19 protein-coding genes are annotated in these 19,632 nt (G+C 73.2%); 8 read left to right on the forward strand and 11 right to left on the reverse strand.

What is annotated here, in order from left to right:
- The first annotated feature begins 319 nt into the window (after positions 1 to 319).
- On the forward strand, positions 320 to 583 hold the full coding sequence (locus tag PZB77_RS28875; protein ID WP_275495570.1) for a hypothetical protein: 264 nt from the start codon (positions 320 to 322) through the stop codon (positions 581 to 583).
- Positions 584 to 712: 129 nt separating this feature from the next.
- Positions 713 to 2,158 (forward strand): glyceraldehyde-3-phosphate dehydrogenase, encoded by a 1,446-nt coding sequence (locus PZB77_RS28880; RefSeq protein WP_275495571.1) that lies wholly within the window; start codon positions 713 to 715, stop codon positions 2,156 to 2,158.
- Between the two features lie 154 nt (positions 2,159 to 2,312).
- Here the strand turns inward: PZB77_RS28880 and PZB77_RS28885 are convergent, their stop codons facing one another.
- From PZB77_RS28885 to PZB77_RS28905, 5 genes are all read right to left on the reverse strand, one after another.
- The gene (locus PZB77_RS28885; RefSeq protein WP_275495572.1) at positions 2,313 to 2,951 is read right to left on the reverse strand and encodes a DNA starvation/stationary phase protection protein; all 639 of its coding nucleotides are present in this window, start codon (positions 2,949 to 2,951) and stop codon (positions 2,313 to 2,315) included.
- Between the two features lie 427 nt (positions 2,952 to 3,378).
- Positions 3,379 to 4,134, reverse strand: a complete 756-nt coding sequence (locus PZB77_RS28890; RefSeq protein WP_275495573.1) for a dienelactone hydrolase family protein — start codon at positions 4,132 to 4,134, stop codon at positions 3,379 to 3,381.
- A gap of 397 nt (positions 4,135 to 4,531) precedes the next feature.
- Positions 4,532 to 4,702 carry a hypothetical protein gene (locus tag PZB77_RS28895; RefSeq protein ID WP_275495574.1) on the reverse strand — a complete coding sequence of 57 codons (171 nt, stop codon included), beginning with the start codon at positions 4,700 to 4,702 and terminating at the stop codon, positions 4,532 to 4,534.
- A gap of 250 nt (positions 4,703 to 4,952) precedes the next feature.
- Entirely contained in the window at positions 4,953 to 5,912 is a 960-nt protein-coding gene (locus PZB77_RS28900) for an alpha/beta hydrolase (RefSeq protein WP_275495575.1), read from the reverse strand.
- Positions 5,913 to 6,288: 376 nt separating this feature from the next.
- On the reverse strand, positions 6,289 to 6,861 hold the full coding sequence (locus PZB77_RS28905) for a DNA polymerase ligase N-terminal domain-containing protein (protein ID WP_275495576.1): 573 nt from the start codon (positions 6,859 to 6,861) through the stop codon (positions 6,289 to 6,291).
- A 144-nt stretch (positions 6,862 to 7,005) separates the two neighbouring features.
- Between PZB77_RS28905 and PZB77_RS28910 the strand changes: the two genes are divergently transcribed.
- On the forward strand, positions 7,006 to 7,998 hold the full coding sequence (locus tag PZB77_RS28910) for an aldo/keto reductase (protein ID WP_275495577.1): 993 nt from the start codon (positions 7,006 to 7,008) through the stop codon (positions 7,996 to 7,998).
- 45 nt (positions 7,999 to 8,043) lie between these two features.
- Here PZB77_RS28910 and PZB77_RS28915 read toward each other — a convergent pair whose 3' ends face one another.
- Both PZB77_RS28915 and PZB77_RS28920 read right to left on the reverse strand, forming a co-directional pair.
- On the reverse strand, positions 8,044 to 9,357 hold the full coding sequence (locus PZB77_RS28915) for a serine/threonine-protein kinase (protein ID WP_275496258.1): 1,314 nt from the start codon (positions 9,355 to 9,357) through the stop codon (positions 8,044 to 8,046).
- Positions 9,358 to 9,734: 377 nt separating this feature from the next.
- Positions 9,735 to 10,217 (reverse strand): Lrp/AsnC family transcriptional regulator, encoded by a 483-nt coding sequence (locus tag PZB77_RS28920; RefSeq protein ID WP_275495578.1) that lies wholly within the window; start codon positions 10,215 to 10,217, stop codon positions 9,735 to 9,737.
- A 267-nt stretch (positions 10,218 to 10,484) separates the two neighbouring features.
- On the opposite strand from PZB77_RS28920, the gene PZB77_RS28925 reads away from it, so the two are divergent.
- The 5 genes from PZB77_RS28925 to PZB77_RS28945 all read left to right on the forward strand — a co-directional run bounded on the left by PZB77_RS28925 (position 10,485) and on the right by PZB77_RS28945 (position 15,549).
- Complete coding sequence (locus tag PZB77_RS28925) at positions 10,485 to 11,345, forward strand: DUF1963 domain-containing protein (RefSeq protein WP_275495579.1); 861 nt, start codon at positions 10,485 to 10,487, stop codon at positions 11,343 to 11,345.
- A gap of 111 nt (positions 11,346 to 11,456) precedes the next feature.
- A complete protein-coding gene (locus PZB77_RS28930) occupies positions 11,457 to 11,843 on the forward strand; it encodes an AQJ64_40280 family protein (RefSeq protein WP_275495580.1) in 387 nt (128 codons plus the stop codon).
- Positions 11,844 to 12,079: 236 nt separating this feature from the next.
- Complete coding sequence (locus PZB77_RS28935) at positions 12,080 to 13,591, forward strand: FUSC family protein (RefSeq protein WP_275496259.1); 1,512 nt, start codon at positions 12,080 to 12,082, stop codon at positions 13,589 to 13,591.
- 70 nt (positions 13,592 to 13,661) lie between these two features.
- Positions 13,662 to 14,072 (forward strand): VOC family protein, encoded by a 411-nt coding sequence (locus PZB77_RS28940; RefSeq protein WP_275495581.1) that lies wholly within the window; start codon positions 13,662 to 13,664, stop codon positions 14,070 to 14,072.
- 409 nt (positions 14,073 to 14,481) lie between these two features.
- Positions 14,482 to 15,549: a lactonase family protein gene (locus PZB77_RS28945; protein ID WP_275495582.1), complete on the forward strand. Its 1,068-nt coding sequence runs from the start codon at positions 14,482 to 14,484 to the stop codon at positions 15,547 to 15,549.
- A 58-nt stretch (positions 15,550 to 15,607) separates the two neighbouring features.
- On the opposite strand, the gene PZB77_RS28950 is transcribed toward PZB77_RS28945, so the two are convergent.
- The 4 genes from PZB77_RS28950 to PZB77_RS28965 all read right to left on the reverse strand — a co-directional run bounded on the left by PZB77_RS28950 (position 15,608) and on the right by PZB77_RS28965 (position 19,594).
- Complete coding sequence (locus PZB77_RS28950) at positions 15,608 to 16,531, reverse strand: hypothetical protein (RefSeq protein WP_275495583.1); 924 nt, start codon at positions 16,529 to 16,531, stop codon at positions 15,608 to 15,610.
- Positions 16,532 to 16,665: 134 nt separating this feature from the next.
- Positions 16,666 to 17,703: a BadF/BadG/BcrA/BcrD ATPase family protein gene (locus tag PZB77_RS28955; RefSeq protein ID WP_275496260.1), complete on the reverse strand. Its 1,038-nt coding sequence runs from the start codon at positions 17,701 to 17,703 to the stop codon at positions 16,666 to 16,668.
- Between the two features lie 2 nt (positions 17,704 to 17,705).
- Positions 17,706 to 18,383 carry a uracil-DNA glycosylase gene (locus tag PZB77_RS28960; protein WP_275495584.1) on the reverse strand — a complete coding sequence of 226 codons (678 nt, stop codon included), beginning with the start codon at positions 18,381 to 18,383 and terminating at the stop codon, positions 17,706 to 17,708.
- 122 nt (positions 18,384 to 18,505) lie between these two features.
- Positions 18,506 to 19,594 (reverse strand): exo-alpha-sialidase, encoded by a 1,089-nt coding sequence (locus PZB77_RS28965; RefSeq protein WP_275495585.1) that lies wholly within the window; start codon positions 19,592 to 19,594, stop codon positions 18,506 to 18,508.
- Positions 19,595 to 19,632 lie beyond the last annotated feature (38 nt).

Consider the following 19,632-nt stretch of genomic DNA (forward strand, 5'->3'; position numbering starts at 1 on the left):
CCGCTCCACCGGCCGTTCGCCCCGGATCGGCCGCGCCGCACGTCCGGGGGCGACGGCGAGCTGCCGTCCGTCGCACACACGTAAGGCTGCGGAGGCCAGCCGCGGGCCTCGGGGGCGCGCTGTCCCGCGTACTCTCCACGCGCGCCGAGGTTCACACGTCCCCCGGCGCTCGACCCGATCAGGGCCGGCGTGCGCGCATGTGGATCAAACCCGCCATCCGTTCAGGTGCTTACTCTCCCCGGCGGCTTTCGAGAGGGCTCAAAAAGGGTGAATATGCGGTGAAAGCACCGCTCGTTTTCGCACCTCAAAGGGAGTACACATGCTTCGCCGTATCGCGATCACCGTGGCCACCGTCGCCGCCGCCGGGCTGATGGCTGCAGGGCCGGCCGCCGCTCACGACACCGACACGGGCGGCGAGGCCCTCGAGGTCGCCGCCGGCTACTTCCAGGCCGAGGCCTCTCGCGAGAACGCCGAGTACCTCAACATCGGCGGGCCGTACGGGATCACCTACGCCACCGAGGAGCGCGAGGCGGCCTCCGTCGAGGCCGGCTTCCTCTGGGCGCAGTACCTGAACAACAACTGATTCGTCAGCCCTGCGCGGGGCCCGCTCCCACCACGGGAGCGGGCCCTTCCGCGTTCCCGGGGAGGGGTGGAGAAGGGTGGCCACCAGGCGGTTAGCATATGAGCGCCACCTAGCTCGAAAGTGAAACCTGTGACTGTCAACGAAGACGCGTTCACCCAATGGAAGATCCGCGAGGAGACGGCGGAGTCGATGATCCCGATCATCGGCAGACTCCACCGGGAGCGGGACGTCACCGTCCTGCTGTACAGCCGCTCCCTGGTGAACAAGTCGGTGGTGAGCATTCTCAAGACCCACCGGTTCGCCCGGCAGATCGCCGACGAGGAACTCTCCGTCACCGAGACACTGCCGTTCCTGCGCACCCTCGCCACCCTCGATCTCGGCCCTTCCCAGATCGACATAGGCATGCTCGCCGCGACCCACCGCACCGATCACCGGGGGCGCACGGTGGAGGAGTTCACCGCCGAGGCGGTCGCCGGCGCCACCGGTGCCGAGAAGATCGAACGCCGCGAGCCCCGTGACGTCGTCCTCTACGGGTTCGGGCGCATCGGCCGGCTGCTCGCCCGTCTCCTCGTGGAGAAGGCGGGCTCCGGGAACGGCCTGCGGCTCCGGGCCATCGTCGTCCGCCGAGGAGCGGGGCAGGACATCGTCAAGCGGGCTTCCCTGCTGCGCCGCGACTCCATCCACGGACAGTTCCAGGGCACGATCACCGTCGACGAGGCGAACAGCAGGATCATCGCCAACGGCAACGAGATCGACGTCATCTACTCCGACGACCCGGCGAACGTCGACTACACCGCCTACGGCATCAAGAACGCCGTCCTCGTCGACAACACCGGCAAGTGGCGCGACCGCGAGGGCCTCTCCCGCCACCTGCGCCCCGGCATCGACAAGGTCGTGCTGACCGCGCCCGGAAAGGGTGACGTCCCCAACATCGTCCACGGCGTCAACCACGACACGATCGACCCGCAGGAGCGCATCCTCTCCTGTGCCTCGTGCACCACCAACGCGATCGTCCCGCCGCTGAAGGCGATGGCGGACGAGTACGGGGTGCTGCGCGGACACGTGGAGACCGTGCACTCGTTCACCAACGACCAGAACCTGCTGGACAACTACCACGAGTCGGACCGGCGGGGCCGCTCGGCGCCGCTCAACATGGTCATCACCGAAACCGGCGCCGCCTCCGCCGTGGCGAAAGCGCTGCCCGGTCTCGGGGCCAGGATCACCGGGAGTTCGATCCGCGTCCCGGTTCCCGACGTGTCGATCGCCATCCTCAATCTGACGCTCGCCCGCGCGACCACCCGTGCGGAGGTGCTCGACCACCTCCGCGAGGTGTCCCTGACCTCGCCCCTGAAGCGCCAGATCGACTTCACGGGCGCCCCCGACGCGGTGTCCAGCGACTTCATCGGCTCCCGCCACGCCTCCATCGTCGACGCGGGCGCCACCAAGGTCGAGGGCGACAACGCGATCCTCTACCTCTGGTACGACAACGAGTTCGGCTACTCCTGCCAGGTCGTCCGGGTCGTCCAGCACGTCTCCGGTGTGGAGTACCCGACCTACCCGGCCCCGCCGGCCTGATCGCCCCGGGCCGCCCGGGGCCCGGACGGGTCCCCCGCCCCCCGCCACGCCGTGTGGATCGTGGATCCCGAGGCGCCCGGCAGGGTCGTGCGCGTGGTTCATCGGCGTGGCCCCGCCGACTGACGGCGGGGCCACGGCCGGCTCGTTCGGGCGGTCAGCGGGCGCGCTTGCCCGCAACGGCCTTCTTCGTGGTGCGCTTGGCAGCCGCAGGCTTGCTCGCCGGGGCGCTCTTCTTCGCACCGGCGCTGCGGGCGGCCTGCGTCTCGGTGGCCGTACCGCCGGTGCTCAGGGTTCCGGAACTGGTTTCGAGGTGCGCGCGGACGAACCACTGGAACTGCTCCAGTCCGCGCAGGTGCTCGATCAGCAGGTCCTCGGTGACCGGGTCGATGGAGCCGACCTGCTCCACCGCCTTCCGGTGGCTCTCGATGATGCCGGTGTAGACGAGGTCCAGGGCACCGAGATGGGCGATCGCGTCGGCCCGGCCGATGCTGTAGTCGTCCCAGGTGCGTTCGGCCACGAGCACGCCCGGCGTCCCCTGCGGCTCGCCACCGAGGGCCGAGATGCGCTCGGCCGCGGAGTCCGCCATCTCACGTACGGCGACGGTCTGCGGGTCGAGCATCTCGTGGACCGCGATGAAGTGGGGGCCCACCACGTTCCAGTGGATGTGCTTGAGGGTGAGGGCCAAGTCGTTGAGCGCGTGCAGACGAAGCTTCAGCGCCTCGATCACCTCGGCACCTTCGTCGGTGCTGAGGCCGGGGACGGTGTACTGGGGGGAAGGAGTCTTGGAGGGCATGTCGCTCCTGGATCGCCGGACGGTCTACCGCCTCACGTCTGCCCCCGCTCGCCCGCCTCTCACTCCCGTATCGGAGCCGTTCCACCGGAATGGGTCCTACGAGTGGTGCCGGTCGGCCCACCGGACCGGCGTGGCGCGCGGGTCAGAGGGCCGCGTGCACCGAGAAGTCGGGGGCTCTTCCGCACGGGCGGCGTCCTGAGAACGAGAAACCAGAGAGGGCGGACGGCCGTGCCCGGGAGGGTGGCCAGGGACGGCGGGGCGGTCGAGGCACGGGGAGGGCGGAGGCGGACGTGTCCGACCGGTTCGGTGCGGGCGGTCACGGACCCACGCGGCGGAAGCGGGCGGTGGGTGGACCTCGGGCAGCCGTGCGATTCCCTCCACGCGGCGTCGTCGCTCATGACTCCGCAACACGCCCGGGAGGGGCTGGTCAGGGGGTGGCCGAGCTCGGGTCGGCCTGATCCTCCGTCACGGGCAGGCACTCGGAGAGCAGGTCGACGATGTCGCGCCAGGCTCGCTGCGCATGCCGTGGGTGGTGGCCGACGCCGGGGACCGCGGGGTGGTCGACCGGCGGGTGGTGGAAGGCGTGCAGAGCGCCGCCGTAGACCACGAGGCGCCAGTCGACACCCGCTGCCTGCATCTCGGCGGTGAAGGCGTCCCGTTGCGCGGGCGGCATGATCGGGTCTTCCGACCCGACCCCGGCCCACACCGGGCAGCGAATGCGCGCCGCCTCGCCCGGTCGGCCCGTGATCAGCGCGTTGACCGTCCCGATCGCGCGCAGGTCGACGCCGTCGCGCCCGAGCTCCAACCCGACGGCGCCCCCGGTGCCGTAGCCGACGGCGGCGATCCGGCCGGGGTCGGTACGCGGTTCGGCGCGCACCATGTCGAGCGCCGCGTGGCCGATGCCCCGCATCCGGTCGGGGTCGGCGAGCAGAGGCATGCAACGGGCGAGCATCTCCTCGGGGTCACCCAGATAGCGCCCACCGTGGAGGTCGAAGGCCAGCGCCACGTATCCCAGCTCGGCGAGAGCATCGGCCCGGCGGCGCTCGACGTCGCTGAGCCCCATGCCCTCCGGCCCGAGCAGCACCGCGGGCCGGCGGTTGGTACCGGCCGGGAGGGCGAGGTGTCCGATCATCGTGAGACCGTCGGCCGGGTACGCGACCGTGCGTGTGGTGATTCCGGGCATGGGACTGGACTTTACTGAGCCCCGAAGCCGGTCGGGCCGGGATTCGCCGCGGGCAGAACAACGCGGACGTCCCTCGGAAAACGCCGATGGCTCACACGTCGGGAGTTCCACTCCCACGTCAGCGCTGCCGGCTCACCCGTCCTGGCCGGGAGGGTGGAGGCTGACCTGGTGGCAGGATGGCGGCGAGGTCTTCGAGCAGCGTGCCCGGCTTCCCGCACAATTCCGGTGACGGGCCGTCAGAGGGCCGGCGTCGGCAGGCGATCCCCGTCGTCCGCCGACGGGACGTGCCCGGTGGGGCCACGCGGCTGCCCCGCAGATGCCGAGTGGCTGCTGCGGGGCATGCGTCGGAACCGGCCGGGATTCGCCCGCGCACATCGCGGGCTGCCGGCGCGGCAGGTCAGCGGCGACGGGCGGACCAGCCGGCGCCGATCCCCGCCACGTGCAGGGCGAGGGCGAGCAGGCCGAGCAGCATGACGTTGCCGGACGAGAAGACATCGTTGGTGGTGATGTCGGCGGCGTTGATCAGGAAGGAGATGAAGAACAGCACCGCGGCGATGATGGCGAGCATGGAGATTCCTCTCGGACGGGGACGGAGCCTGAGGGCCGTGTCCGCTCAATCCCGCCGCACCTGGGCGGGACACGACGTCTAGTGCCCCCTAACTCCGCTCTCAGACAGCCCACTTCACCTTTGCGTGGCGGTGTGTCGGCGGGTCCCCCCGGGACGTGCCGCAGGGCGGTGTCCGAGGGCGCCCATCGCGTCCCTCCGGTGAGCCCGGTCCGGGATCCCCGGCGGGGCACAGGACCGCTTATCGCCTCGCCTAGCGCTCCCCGTCCCCCTGCCGGTCGTCTTCCGCGCCGCCCTGTACCGGTCCGGCCGTCACCGACCGTGCGAACCGCAGGGAGGTCAGGAAACACTCGGTGATCCGGTCCTCCTCGATGCCCACCCACAGATGGTCGGCGCCCTCGATCTCGCGGAAGTCGACCGGCACCGCTGCCGCCCGCAGGGCTGCCGCCAGCCGGCGCCCCTGGGCGACCGGGACGAGAGTGTCGTCCGTCCCATGCAGGACGAGGAACGGCGGAGAGCCCGGCCCGGCCCGCTTCGCCGGGCTGGCGGCAGCGACCAGCGCGGGTTGCGCGTCCGGGGCGCCTCCGAGCAGCAGCGCCTCGAACGAGGTGGTGGATCCGGGGTCGAAGCGGCCCGGCGGACAGTCCTCGGCCAGTGCGCCGAGGTCGGTGGGGGCGTACCACACGACGCAGCCCCGCACCGGAGGGACGGCCGCGGTGCCGGCCGGATCCGCGAGCGCCGTGAGGGCGGCGAGGTGTCCGCCCGCCGACGCGCCCCACAGGACGGTGCGCGAGGAGTCCGTGCCCAGTTCTCCGGACCGGGCGTGCAGCCAGCCGAGGGCGGTACGCAGGTCGTCGAGCTGAGCGGGGAAGACGGCCTCACCGCTGAGCCGGTAGTCCACGCACGCCACGGCGAAGCCGGCCGCCGCCAGCCGGGCGAAGGGGCCGGGCTCCGGGTCCCTCATGAAGGGGCCCATGTCGTCGCGGAGTCCCTGTCGCCAGGCACCGCCGTGGACGAACACGATCACCGGCCGTGGACCGGGGACGTCGTCGGACAGCCAGAGATCGAGCTCCAGCGGCCGCCCCCCGTCGAGCACCCCGTAGGGCACCGCGCGCAGCAGACGGACGCCGGGGAAGGGGTGAGCCGCCGGCGGCAGCCGCAGGGTCAGCGGGTCCGGCGGCGCGAGGAGTTCGAAGGGGAAGGGCCTGGGCACGGCTCGGCTTTCCTCGGGGGATCGGTCAGGACGGTGGTGCGCGGCGTCGGCGGACTCCACCCCGTCCCGGTGTGGCGACGAAGCCAACGGCGCCCGGGGACGGAGCGGCATGAGAAAGCGGACACCGCCCGGCAGGCTCGGGCGGTGTCCCACAGTAGCCGTCGCCGTACTGCTGCCGGTCAGGGCCGTCCTCCCGCCGGCCCGGGTGTGTGCGGCGCCGGGGGGAGGCGGTCGTGGTGCGGGCGTGCGTCCCCGGGCCCGCGACGGCCCCTGACGGCCCCTGCCGGCCGGGAGGCTAGCCGGCGCACCCGCGGTGCCCGCCGGCTCGTCCGTGCCCGGCCCTTCGTCCCCGCCCCGCCGCCACACGGGAGACCACTCACCGCGCGACGGAGCCCCGGTGCGACTCCGCTTCCGAGACCTGGTGCAGGGTGCGCCCGGTCCGGGCCGACCGCGCGTGATAGGGATCCGGGGTGCCGGGCCGGTCCCGTACCGCCTGTTCGTCCTTGGCCTTGATCAGCAGCCACGCCTCCTGGCCCCGGCCGCCTTCCTCCTGGCCCGTACGGAACCTGATGAGCGCGAATTCGCCCCGCAGTTTCTCGCCGGAGAGCCGGAACGTCGCGTGCCCGCGCTCCAGCGACTCCGCGAACGGAACCCGGGTCCCCCGCTCGTCGTGGCCGAGCGGCTCGTAGGTGCCCTGGTCCCAGACGATGACGGTGCCGCTGCCGTACTCACCCGGCGGGATCACCCCTTCGAAGTCGCGGTGCTCCAGCGCGTGGTCCTCCGTGGGGACGGCCAGCCGCCGGTCGCGGGGGTTGTCGGAAGGGCCCTGCGGCACCGCCCAGGACCGCAGGACGCCGTCGACCTCCAGCCGGAAGTCGAAGTGCATGCGCCGTGCCTCGTGGATCTGCACGACGAAGCGCGGCGGGCGCGGTGCGGATTCGTCCTTCATGCCGGGCTCCCTCCGTCGTCCCCGAAGTCGGCCGTTTCACTTCTCTGTGCCGTGCCCTTCCTCCACTGTGCGGCCCCGCACGGGCCGCCGCACGGCGGGCGGTACCCCCCCACGCCCGACAAGCGGACCGGGCACCGCAATAACATGATCTGCATGGAACAACGCACTCTCGGCAGGACCGGCCGTGACGTATCGGTCGTAGGACAGGGAACCTGGCAGCTCGGAGGGGACTGGGGCGACGTCGACGAGCAGGACGCCCACGCCGTACTCGACGCCGCCGTCACGTCGGGTGTCACCTTCTTCGACACCGCGGACGTCTACGGCGACGGCCGCAGCGAACAGCTCATCGGCCGCTACCTCAAGGACCGGCCGGACGCCGGTGTCTTCGTCGCCACCAAGATGGGCCGCCGCGCAGCCCAGGTGCCGGAGAACTACGTCCTTGACAACTTCCGTGCGTGGAACGACCGTTCGCGCGCCAACCTGGGGGTCGACACCCTCGACCTCGTCCAGCTGCACTGCCCGCCCACCAGCGTCTACGCGAGCGACGCCGTCTTCGACGCCCTCGACACCCTGGTCGCGGAGGAGCGGATCGCCGCCTACGGGGTGAGCGTCGAGACCTGCGAGGAGGCGCTCGCCGCCCTCGCACGCCCCGGTGTGGCCAGCGTGCAGATCATCCTCAACCCGTTCCGTCTGAAGCCGCTGGAGAAGGTCCTCCCGGCCGCACTCGCCGCCGGTGTGGGCATCATCGCCCGCGTGCCGCTCGCCTCCGGCCTGCTCTCCGGCCGGTACACGGCCGACACCGTCTTCGCCCCGGAGGACCACCGGACGTTCAACCGTCACGGCGAGGCGTTCGACCAGGGCGAGACCTTCTCCGGCATCGACTACACGACCGGGATCGAGGCCGCCGCCGAATTCTCCGGTCTCGCTCCCGAGGGCGCCACCCCCGCCCAGACCGCCTTGCGCTGGATCATCCAGCAGCCCGGGGTCACCAGCGTCATCCCGGGGGCGCGGTCCGTGGACCAGGCCCGCGCCAACGCGGCCGCCGCCGGACTCGCCCCGCTGCCGCAACCGACCCTGGACGCGGTGCGCGACCTCTACGACCGCCGCATCCGCGCGGGTGTGCACGACCGCTGGTAGCCCGGCCCCGCCGGAGCGGGTCCGGGACGGAGCCGCGGCGACCGCTCAGTCGTCCTCGCCGTCCCCGCGGTTCTTCCCTTTCCCGTGGTCCTCTCCCTCTCCGCGGCTCTCCCCGTCCTCGTCGCCGTTCCCCTGCCCGCCCTGGGCGTCGGACGCGGCGGGGGCGGGGGAACCCTCGCCCTGCGGGGTGACGCCCTGGGAGGCGCCGGTCCCCGGTGTCACGACGGAACCGGAGCCGGAATCAGGACCGAAGATCACCGTGCCGAGATAGACCGCCACCACGAACGCGATCGAGCCCGCCACCGCGCTGGCTACCCGGGGTCGCCGCCGGATGGCCTCGCTCGCGGCGAGTCTGCGGCCGCCGGACTTCGCCGCGCCCCGGCCCGCCGCGCGGCTTCCGGCACGTCCGGTGGTGCGGCTCCCGGTGTGGCTTCCCGCGCGGTTTCCGGCTCGGGGGGCCGCCCTGTTCACCGGTGGCGCGGCCCGTCGGCGCCCCCCGGACTGGGCGGTCCGGTGGCCCGGGCCGCCCCCGTCGGCGGAGAAACTCGCCGGGGCGCCGGAGCGCGGACCTCCGCCCACCGTGCCGCGCGGCTCACGGACCCCGCGCCACGCCTCCGTACGGAACCAGTCGGCCACTTCCTGCGCGGTCGGCCGCTCCTCGGGCTTCTTGGCGAGGAGGCTCAGCAGGTACGTGTCGAAGGCCGGCGAGATGTCGACCCCCTGCTCCCGCAGCGGCACCGGAGGAGTGTCGACATGCTGATAAAGCGTGGCGGTGGAGGTGTCCGAGCGGAACGGCGGGCGGCCCAGCAGCAGGTGGTAGATGACGCAGCCCAGCGAGTACATGTCGGAGTCCGCCCCGGCCGTCCGGCCGAGCGCCCGCTCCGGAGCCAGGTACAGGCTCGTGCCCACGATCTGGCCGGCCGTCGTCAGCGCCGTCGACGGATCGTCGACGAACTGGGCTATGCCGAAGTCCCCGATCTTCACGGAGCCCTCCGCGTCCAGCATGAGGTTGCCCGGTTTGATGTCCCGGTGCACCACACCCTGCCGGTGGGCGGCGGCGAGCCCGGCCGCCGCGTCGCCCGCGATCCGCGCCACCTGCTCGGGGTGGACGCTCTCCTGCGCCTCCAGCAGGTCGCCGAGACTGCGTCCCTCGACCAGCTCCATCACCAGGTAGAGGCGGTCCTCCCAGGTGCCGAAGTCGAAGACCGCCACCAGGTGCGGATGGCTCAGCCGGGCGGCCGTCTGCGCCTCCAGCCGGAACCGTGCGGTGGAAGAGGAGTCGGCCCGGTCCCCCAGGAGCAGCTTGACGGCGACGGCGCGGCCGAGGACCTCGTCCGTGGCCCGCCACACCTCGCCCATGCCGCCGCGCCCGATGGGGGACACCAACCGGTACCGATCAGCTACCAGCACCTGTACACCAATCTCGAATTGTGGCCCGTTGCGTCAGCCGGGGCGACGCTCGGGTCATGCTCACGAGGAGCGGGACGGGGCGGGGCTCGCGGCGATGATCAGGATATCTGTCCGGTGGACGTGATGTTACGGCCGGTCAGTTCCGCTGCCGCCCCGGACTCCTGGCCGTCACCGGGGCCGGGCGAGAGGGGCCCGCAGCGGCGCCCAGGGCGGTAAGTGCCCGGCGCCGGCGGCACGTTCGGCCCGCGCGGTCGGGGCGGCCGGGGCGGCCGTCCGGCACCGGGCCCCTCCCCGGCGGCCCGGGTCCGGCCCTGCGGGGCCGGCGCTCAGCCGCGTACGGCGAGGGTCCTCCCCACGGCCTCCACCAGGGGCAGCATCCGGTGGGGCACCCGCTCGCGCAGTGCCACCTCGGTCCGCGTCCGCACCACCCCGGGCAACTGGATGAGCCGTTGGATCACGTCCTCCAGATGACCGTTGTCCCGCGCCACGACCCGCGTCAGGAGATCCCCGCCGCCGGTGGTCGAGAACGCCTCGATGATCTCCGGAACCTCCGCCAATGCGTCCCCCACCTCGTCCAGGCGCCCTTGCGTGACCTCCAGGTGGACGAAGGCGAGCACCGGATGCCCCAGGGCCGCGGGGGAGAGGGCAGGGCCGGTACCGGTGATCACACCGTCCCGTTCCAGCCGGTCGAGCCGGGCCTGGAGGGTGCCCCGGGCCACGCCCAGAATGCGGGCGTACTCCCGGGCGCTGGTGCGCGGCTGCTCGATGAGGAGCCGCAGGATACGGGTGTCGAGGGCGTCCACCGCCACGGTGCGTCAGCCTCTTCTCGGGGTCGCGTACGCGCACCGGGCCTCTCCCGGTACGCCGGTCGGATGGTAACGGGAAACGCCCGGTGCACTGGGCCGACGGCCTGGTGGACCCGCGCCGGCCGGACAACACCCTCCGGCCGGGCGAGCTGACATGTGCTCCGCTCCCACCGTGCCCTCCGGTGTTCCTGGCGACGGGTACCGCCCCGGCGTCCGCCGTCACCGGGGCCCGCGTCCGCCCGGCGACGGCGCGTCCGCTACCGTCCGCGCATGACAACTGAGACGGGGGACCGCTTCGGTCCCTTCCGTGAGGAGGCCGACGCCAGGGGCATACCGGCCGACGACGTGGAGCGATGGCTCGGCATGGCCCGTCCCTGCGTGACGTTGACCCGGGCCGACGAGGCCGGGCCGGTGGCGGGACGGTTCGGCGGCCCCCTGTTGCTTCCGGCCGAGATCCCTGACCCCGGCCACCCCCTCGTCGCCTCCGTCGATCTGGCCGCCCTCCCGGCCGGTGCGACCGATCTGCCCCTGCCGCCCGACGGCCACTTGCTCTTCTTCGCCCTGCCGGACCCCGACGCCGACCACTCCATGGGTCAGGTGGTCCATGTCCCGGCGGGCGCGGCGACGGTGCGACGGGACCCTGATGCGTGGAACGCCGCACGGAACGCCGAGGACGAGGCGCTGTGCGCGAGCTACCCCGAGGGCCCTCTGCGCGCCGTGCCCGATGTGTCGCTCCCGTACCACCAGTTCGTTCTCCTCCCCGGCGAGCAGGACGCCGAGTACCTGCCCGGCCACCCCCTCTGCTCGGACCTCGTCGAGGTCTGGGAGGACACCGAGGAGAGCATCGCCCAGGCGGGGCCGTTCCGGATCGGGGGGTACGCGGACGAGGAGGCCGTCGAGTTCGACCCGGTGGACATCGCCGCGGAGGCCGCCGCGCGTGCGGTGGCGGCGGGCCGTTTCGAGGGGCCGGTCCCGGCCGATGCCGCCGACTGGGTACTCCTCGCCGACTGGTCCTCGGGCAGGCACGTGCGCGGTCGGGAGGGTTCCACCGTCCACTGGGTGATCCCACGCGAGGATCTGGCGGCGCGCCGCTTCGAGCGTGTCTTCGCCACCGTCTTCTGGAACCCCTGACGGCCCCGCCGGCCCCCGGGCGGCCCTCTCCTCCCGGACGGCCGTCGGCGGTCCGCGGCGGCCCGTGCCGACGGAGGGAAACGCGCACGCGTACGAGGACGGAGCGATGGAATGGCGGAACTGAGCACCACGGTGACCTGGGTCGACGCGCGCGGGAGACTGCCCAGGACCGGTGTGCCCGTCGCGGTGGCGATCACCGGGCGCTACCCGGCCGGGAACGGCGACGCCGACGCGCGCGGTGAGGAGTTCTGGCTGGTGACGACGGCCTACTTCACCGATCGGCACCAGGCGGAGGACGCGGTGACCCACCGCGACTGTTTCGTGGACTCCGACGGTGTCGTCCGCTTCGCCCACGCGCCCGGCGGCGTGGACGGCGCGGAAAGGGTGACGCACTGGGCGCGGCTGCCCACCCTGCCGGGAGGAGCGGAGCATTTCCTCTTCGGGGACGAGGTGGGGCCGGCTCTGCGCCGCGCCGCGGAGGCCCGTACCGGAAACTGACGGCGGCCGACGGAAGACACGCGTGTGCGCCGGTTCTCCCGGGATGGTCCGTTGGCTCTGCCAGGGAAGAACGCAAAGCGGACAGGGTGGGCCATTGGCCCACCCGCATCGGACGATGTTGAACCATCAGCCGCTCGGATGGTGAGATGGGCAGGTCGATGGCGCTGCGGATCCCCTGGGATCTCTGCGGCGCCTTTCTCATGTCCGCGGAGATGCGCGCGAAAGGGCGGGGCACGTTGCTGAGGAGAGTCTTCGTCGCGAGGGATCCGGAGTGGATCCGGCTGCGGTTCGCATCCCGTGCCGTGGTCGGCATCGGACTCGCCGTCCTGCTGTGCTGGGCCACGGGGCACTCCCTGACGGCTGTCGTCGCCGGTGGTCTGGCCGCACTGCTCGCGCTCTTCACGGTGACCGATGCGACGGTGCGCGGGCAGGCGGTGACGACCGCGCTGCTTCCCGCCGCCGGTCTCCCGGTGCTCACGCTCGCGGCTCTGCTGCACGATGTGCCCGTCGGGCGCGACCTGGCGTTTCTCGCCGTCGTGGGGGCGGGGGTCTACGCGCGGCGGTGGGGTCCCCGCGGGCATTCCCTGGGCGTCTTCGGTTTCATGGCCTACTTCTCCGCCCAGTTCCTGCACGCCGTGCCCGGCCGGCTCCCCGACCTGTACGGAAGCGTGCTGCTGTCCCTCGTCGCGTCCTCAGCCGTGCGGTTCGGGGTGTGGTGCTACGAGCGGCGGCTCGCGGTACCCGTGGCAGTCGTCCTCCCCGCCGGGACGACGGGGCTCGGGCGCGTCACGACGCGGCAGGCCGTGCAGGCGACGTTGGCCGCCGGCTTCGCACTCGCGGCCGGACAGGTGCTGTCGGACCAGCGCTGGTACTGGGCGGTGGGAGCCACCTGGTGGGTGTTCGTCGCCACCACCTCGCGCGGGGAGACGGTGGTCCGGAGCTTCCGACGCGTGCTGGGGACGGTGCTCGGCATCGGGATCGGGTTCGCCGTCGCCGTACCGCTGCACGCGTCCCCCCCGGCGGCGGCGGTGGTCGTCACGCTGAGCGTCTTCGGGATCTTCTACACCGCCGCCGTCTCGTACACCTGGATGATGATCGCGGTGACCGCCCTGGCGAGCATGCTCTACGGGCTGCTGGGCGTGCTCGACCCGGCGCTCCTCGTCCTGCGCGTGGGTGAGACGGCCGTCGGCGCGCTGGGCGCCGTCCTCGCCGTGCTGTTCGTCCTCCCGGTGACCACCCACGCGGTGACCGACGCGTGGGTGGCACGGGCCCTGCGCTGCGTGCACGCCTGTACCGCGGAGGCCGCCGCCCGCCTCGCGGGCGCCCCGGACGCCGACCCGGCCCCGCTGGTGGGCGAACTGGAGGCGATCCTCGGCCGGGTGCGGCTCTCGCTGGCGCCGCTCGTGCACCCGCTCAGCCCGCTGAGCGCACGCAAGGGGCGGGCACGCGAGGTGCTCGCCCTGCTGGACGGCTGTGCCCGTGAGGTACGCGGACTCGCCTCCGTCGCCGCCGACCCCGAGGCCTCGCACGACGCGCGGCTCGCCGCCGCCTGCTGGCGGGTGGAAGCGGCCGTCGAGGCGCTCACCGGTCCGCCGGCCGCCGAAGGGCGCCACCGGCACGCGGAACCGGCCGCACCGGGGACGCCGGGCACCGAGCCGGTTTTCGCCCACCTCCACGCACTGGAGCAGACCCTCCTCGAACTCGCCGTCCCGCTGCGCCGGGCCGACCGGATCCCCATGAGCGCCTGAACCACGCCGCCGCGAGGGCCGCGGCCGCCATCCCCCTCGGAACCCCCGGACGGCCCCTAATCTGTCCGCCATGGACATCACCATTCACACGAGCGTCCTCCCGCACGAGGACCCGGACGCTTCTCTCGCCTTCTACCGCGACGTCCTCGGCTTCGAGGTGCGCGCCGACGTCGGGCAGGGTGCGATGCGCTGGATCACGGTGGGTCCGCCGGGCCGGCCGGGTACGTCCCTCCTGCTGGCCCCGCCCGCCGTCGACCCGGGGATCACGGACGCCGAACGCCGCACCGTCGCCGAGATGATGGCCAAGGGGACCTACGGCTGGATCCTGCTCGCCACCCCCGATCTGGACGCGGTCTTCGAGAAGGCACGGGCACAGGACGCCGAGGTGGTCCAGGAACCGACGGAGCAGCCGTACGGAGTCCGCGACTGCGCCTTCCGCGACCCCGCGGGCAACCTGGTCCGCATCCAGCAGGCCGACTGAGCCGGCGGGACACCGGCGCTCCCACGGACCATCGGCGCGGTTCCCCGTACACCCTCGGCCCCGTCGTCGAAGAACGCGGCGGGGACGAGCCCTTCGACGACGGCCCGGAAACCTCCGCGAGCGGGCGCTCGGCCTCCCGCACCGCGACCTCGGTGAACGGTGGCTGCACGAAACAGTCCGGTGGCTGCACGAAGCAGTCGCAGTCACCGGCGGAACACCGCCCCCACCCCTTCGTACGCGTCACGGGCAGGCGGCCTGGTCGACCCGGCGCAGCACGCCCCACGGCCGTCCCCGCCACCGGTCGGGCCCGCCGCCCCGCCCTCCCGGCCGAAGACGCCTGCTACGGTCGGCCGGGCGGACCGCACGGCCCGCCACCGAATCACCAGGTACGGGCAAGAGGGGTAGCGCGATGAGCGGCAACAGCGCGGGTCGGGCGTTCATAGGGTCTTTCACCAGCAACGGCGGGCAGGGCATCACCGTCGCGGAGGTGGACCGCGAGACCGGCGCGCTCACGGTGGCCGGCTCCACCGACACCGTCCCCGACCCGTCGTTCCTCACGGTGTCGGCCGACGGCACGATCCTCTACGCCGTCAGCGAGGCGGCCGAGGGCGCGGCAGCCGCGCTCGACATCACCGGAGAGGTACCCAAGCTGATCGGCGGCTGTCTGCGCGCGGTGAACGGCGAAGGACCGACCCACCTCACCCTCGCCGCCGGCCACCTGGTCACCGCCAACTACGGCTCCGGCAGCGTCACCGTACTGCCGCTGCGGGAGGACGGGTCGCTGCGCGCCGCCGTCTTCGTCGAGCAGCACGAGGGCAGCGGCCCCGACGCCGAACGGCAGTCGGAGCCCCACGCCCACCAGGTGCGGCCCGACCCGTCGGGCGACTGGCTGCTCAGCGTGGACCTCGGCACCGACTCGGTGTACGTCGGCGCCGTCGACCGGGTCACCGGCGAACTGCGCCCGCACGGGGAGACCGCGCTGCGCCCCGGCAGCGGTCCCCGCCACCTCGCCTTCCACCCGTCGGGCGGACACGCCTACGTACTGAACGAGCTGGAGCCGACCCTCACGGTCTGCCGCTGGCACGCGGTCCCGGGAGTGCTGGAACCGCTCCACGAGATCCCGGTGCTGCCCCAGGGAGCGGCCGAGGACCCGGAGCGTACCTACCCGTCCGAAGTCGTCGTCTCGCTCGACGGACGGTTCCTCTGGACCGCCAACCGGGGACACGACAGCATCTCCGTCATCACCCTGGACGAGACGGGTGAGAAGGCGCAGCTGGTCGCGTCCGTCCCGTGCGGCGGCACGTGGCCGCGCGACCTCGCGCTCGACCCCAGCGGTCAGTGGCTCTACGCGGCGAACGAGCGCTCCGGCAATGTCAGCTGGTTCGCCGTCGACCAGGAGACCGGAGTGCCGCGCCACGCCGGCTCGATCGACGCACCGGCCGCCTCCTGCGTGGTCTTCGCCCCCCGGCGTCCCTGACAGCGCCCGTCACAGCGGTCCCGCCGGCGCCGTGCACCGCGCCGGCGGGATCCCCCGGTCAGAGCGCCGCCACGCCCTGCGGCGCCGCCGGCTTGATGCCCAGCGCCGACGCGTACAGCGACAGCACGAGCTTGCCGATCGCCGGGTACGCGCCGAGCGGTTCGGCCGTCGCGCACCCCGCTTCCTTCGCTGCCGCGTCCAGCAGGCCCGAGTCGATCTCCGGGCCCACCAGGTAGGGAGCCAGCGCGAGCTGGAGCGAACCCGCGTTCTTCAGCTGGTCGGCGATCGAGGACACCGAGCCCTCGACGTCCAGCGCCGCGGCCATCACGGGCACGGCGAGCCGGGCGGCCAGCAGCATGCCGGTGATGCCGGCGGCCTTCACGGCCTCGTCCCCGCCCACCGTGGCCAGCACGATGCCGTCGGCGGCGGTGGCGACGGTGAACAGCCGGGCGCGGTCCGCACGCGCCAGACCGGCCTCCGAGAGCCGCACGTGCAGCGCCTCGGCCAGCAGGGGGTGCGGGCCCAGCACGTCGGTCAGCTCGACCTGCGTGCCGCTCTCCATGACCGCCTGCCGTATCCGGCGGATCAGGGCGCTGTCGGGACCCGCGAGCAGCGGGACCACCACGGCGGACGGGCCGGTGGGCACGGCGACCTCGCGCCCGGCGGCGGTGGCCTGCTGGTACGCGGCGACGCGCTCGGTGGCGCACAGGGTGAGGACCGAGGCGAGCGCCGGGAACTCGGCGTCGTCGCCTTCGAGGTAACCGATGACCGCGTTGAGGCCGGGCAGCTCGGAACGGGCGATGCTGATGACTTCCTCGGCCACACTGCGGGCGGCCGGGGAGGGGGTACCGGGAACGGCGAGGACGAGCGTGGCAGCGCCCTCGGGTGCGACCACGGGCTCCGGGCGGCGGTGCCGTCCGGACTGGCGAGGTCGCGGCATTCGTACAGGCAGGCCGGAAGCGGGCCCAGTGGGGGTGCTCATGGCGCCGCATGCTACTGGTTTTGGGTGCTCCCTCGTTCAGGGAGGGTGCGGCAAGGCGTTACTTGTCCGCTTATGTCCGATGAGTGGCGTACCAGTCGACTGCCCCGCTCTGTCCGGCCCTCGGGGAGTGCCCCTCAGCCGCCGCCGACGACGTGCAGCAGGGTCGGATGGCGGGGCAGCCTGAGGTCCGACCCGGCCAGTGCCCGTGCGATCAGCAGCGAACCGGCCAGTGGATCACCGGCGGCGGGGACCAGGGCCGCGTGCGGCAGTCGTCGCCCCAACTCCGCCCGCAGTGGGCCGAGGAGCGGGTCGCCCATCCGGAACAGGCCACCCGTAAGAGCTACTTCGGCGGCCGTCCGGTCACCTCCGGGGGCAGGGTTCCCCGTTCCGGCGTCCTCCTGCCGCGGGCACACGGCCGCCGCCGCCTCGGCGATGTGCGCGGCAGCGCGGTGCAGGATCGAGTCGGCGACGGTGTCCTCGGCCGCGCAGGCGGCGACCTCGGGTGCGAACGACGCGAGCAGAGCGGGCCGGTCGGGCCGGGGATAAAGCAGGCCCGGGAGTCCGGCAGCCGGGCCGAACACGGCCAGCAGCCGGGCCAGCAGGGCGGGCGATCCGCCGCTCCGGCCGTCGTGGGCGCGCAGGGCGGCGTCCAGTCCCTCACGGCCGATCCACGCACCGCCGCCGCTGTCGCCCAGCAGGTGACCCCAGCCGTCCGCGCGCCGCCACTCCCCGAGGTCGGTGCCGAGCGCGATCATGCCCGTGCCACCCGCGACGACGGCGCCCGGGCGCTGGCCGAGCGCGCCGGCGTAGGCGGTCACTCCGTCCGCCGCGAGAGCGAGCCGGTGGACGCCGAGCGATGCGGCGAGCGCCTCCGGGAGTCGCGCGCGCAGCTGGTCGCCGAGCGTCCCCATGCCGGCGGCGCCCACGGCGAGCGCCGCGATGCGGACTGCGGGGCCGGGTGTCGTCCCGCCGGTGACGTCGTGCGTCAACCGCTCGACCGCCGGGAGGAGCTGACTCAGCAGATGGTCCGCGTCGATGCCCTGGGGACCGGTCCGCACGGGCTGCGGGCACCGGGTCGTGACGACGGGCGCCCGGCCGTCGGCGGGGCCGAGCGCGACCCGGAGGCCGGAGCCGCCGGAGTCCACCCCGAGGACGTACGCGTCGGCGTCCACCGTCACGGCAGCTGCCAGTCCACCGGCTGCGCTCCCTGGCGCTCCAGGGCTTCGTTGACGCGGCTGAACGGGCGCGACCCGAAGAATCCCCGGTCCGCCGACATGGGGGAGGGGTGCGCGGACTCGATGGCCGGGTAGTCGCCCAGGTGCGGCCGCAGCCTGCGGGCGTCGGCGCCCCAGAGCACCGGGACCAGCGGGGTCCCCCGCGCGACGAGGGCCCGGATCGCCTGCTCGGTGACCGCCTCCCAGCCCTTGCCGCGGTGGGCGGCCGGACGGCGCGGAGCCGTGGTCAGGGCCCGGTTGAGGAGAAGCACCCCCTGGCGGGTCCACGGTGTCAGATCGCCGTTGGACGGCCGGGGCAGTCCGAGGTCGCTGTGCAGCTCGCGGAAGATGTTGTCCAGACTTCCCGGCAGCGGCCGCACGTCCGGTGCGACGGCGAAACTCAGCCCGATCGCGTGACCCGGTGTCGGGTAGGGGTCCTGACCGACGATCAGGACCCGTACATCGGCGAAGGGTTGCTGGAACGCCCGCAGGACGTTCGCTCCCGACGGGACGTAGGTGCGACCAGCGGCTATCTCCGCACGGAGGAAGTCGCCCATGGCCGCCACGCGGTCGGCCACCGGTTCGAGGGCCTGCGCCCAGCCGGGTTCGATGATCTCTTTCAACGGTCGTCCTGCCACGGGCGCACTCTACTGGGCGTCGGTCCGGGGAGATCAACGGCCCGGTCGTCACGCCCCCGCCCCGCGGCAGCCGGCCCCTCGCCCCGTGCGGCGGCCGGCCCCGGCCCGTCCGCCGCGGGCGGTCACGGCGTCAGGACGGCGGCCCTGACGCAGAGCACGTCCGGCAGGTGCGCGGCGAGCTGGGTCCAGCTGTCGCCGTCGTCGGCGCTGGCGAACACCTCGCCGTTGCGATTGCCGAAGTAGATCCCCGCCGGATCGGCACCGTCGGTGCAGAGCGCGTCGCGCAGCACCGTGCCGTAGTGGTCACCCTCCGGCAGCCCCCGCGACAGTGGCTGCCAGCTCGCACCGGCGTCACGGGTACGGAACACCCGGCAGCGGTGCTCGGCCGGCACCCGGTCGATGTCGGCGTTGATCGGGAAGACGTACGCGGTCCCGCCCCGCCGGGGATGGGCCACAGCCGCGAACCCGAAATCGGACGGCAGGCCCGCCCCGATGTCCGTCCAGTGGTCACCCCCGTCGTCACTGCGGAACACGCCCCAGTGGTTCTGCAGATAGAGACGGTCCGGATCGGAGGCGTCCCGGGTGACCTTGTGGACGCACTGACCGAACTCCGGGTCGGGATCGGGCAGGTAGACCGCCGACACCCCCTTGTTCGCGGGCTCCCAGCTCTCGCCGCCGTCGACGGTCCGGAAGACACCCGCCGTGGAGACGGCGACGGTGACGGCCCGGGCGTCCCTCCGGTCGGTGAGGACGGTGTGCAGCCCCTCGCCCCCGCCGCCGGGCACCCACTGCGAGCGCGTCGGGTGCTCCCAGAGCGCCCGGACCAGTTCGAAGGACTCGCCCCGGTCCTCCGAGCGGAACAGGGCGGCGGGCTCGGTCCCCGCGTAGACCACGCCTGGCGCCTCCGGGCCGGCCGGATGCAACTGCCACACCCGCTCCAGGGACGCTCCGGTGAACTCCGGGAACCTCACCGCCGGCCGGGTGGGCTCCACCCAGGTCTCACCGAGGTCGTCCGAATGGAAGACCGACGGCCCCCAGTGCGTGCTGTCCCCGCCGACCAGCAGCCGTGGAGCCGGCCCCCTGGTGTCGATGGCGATCGAGTAGACCGCCTGCGCGTGGAACCGGGGTGCGCCGAACTCCCAGGCGTCACCGCGCCGGCGTCCGATGAAGAGCCCTTTGCGTGTGCCCACCGTGAGCAGAACCTCGGTCATGACCGAACCTCCCGTAACGCCGCGATGCCGGATAGGCG

It is taken from the genome of Streptomyces sp. AM 2-1-1 (assembly GCF_029167645.1).
GTDB lineage: Bacteria > Actinomycetota > Actinomycetes > Streptomycetales > Streptomycetaceae > Streptomyces.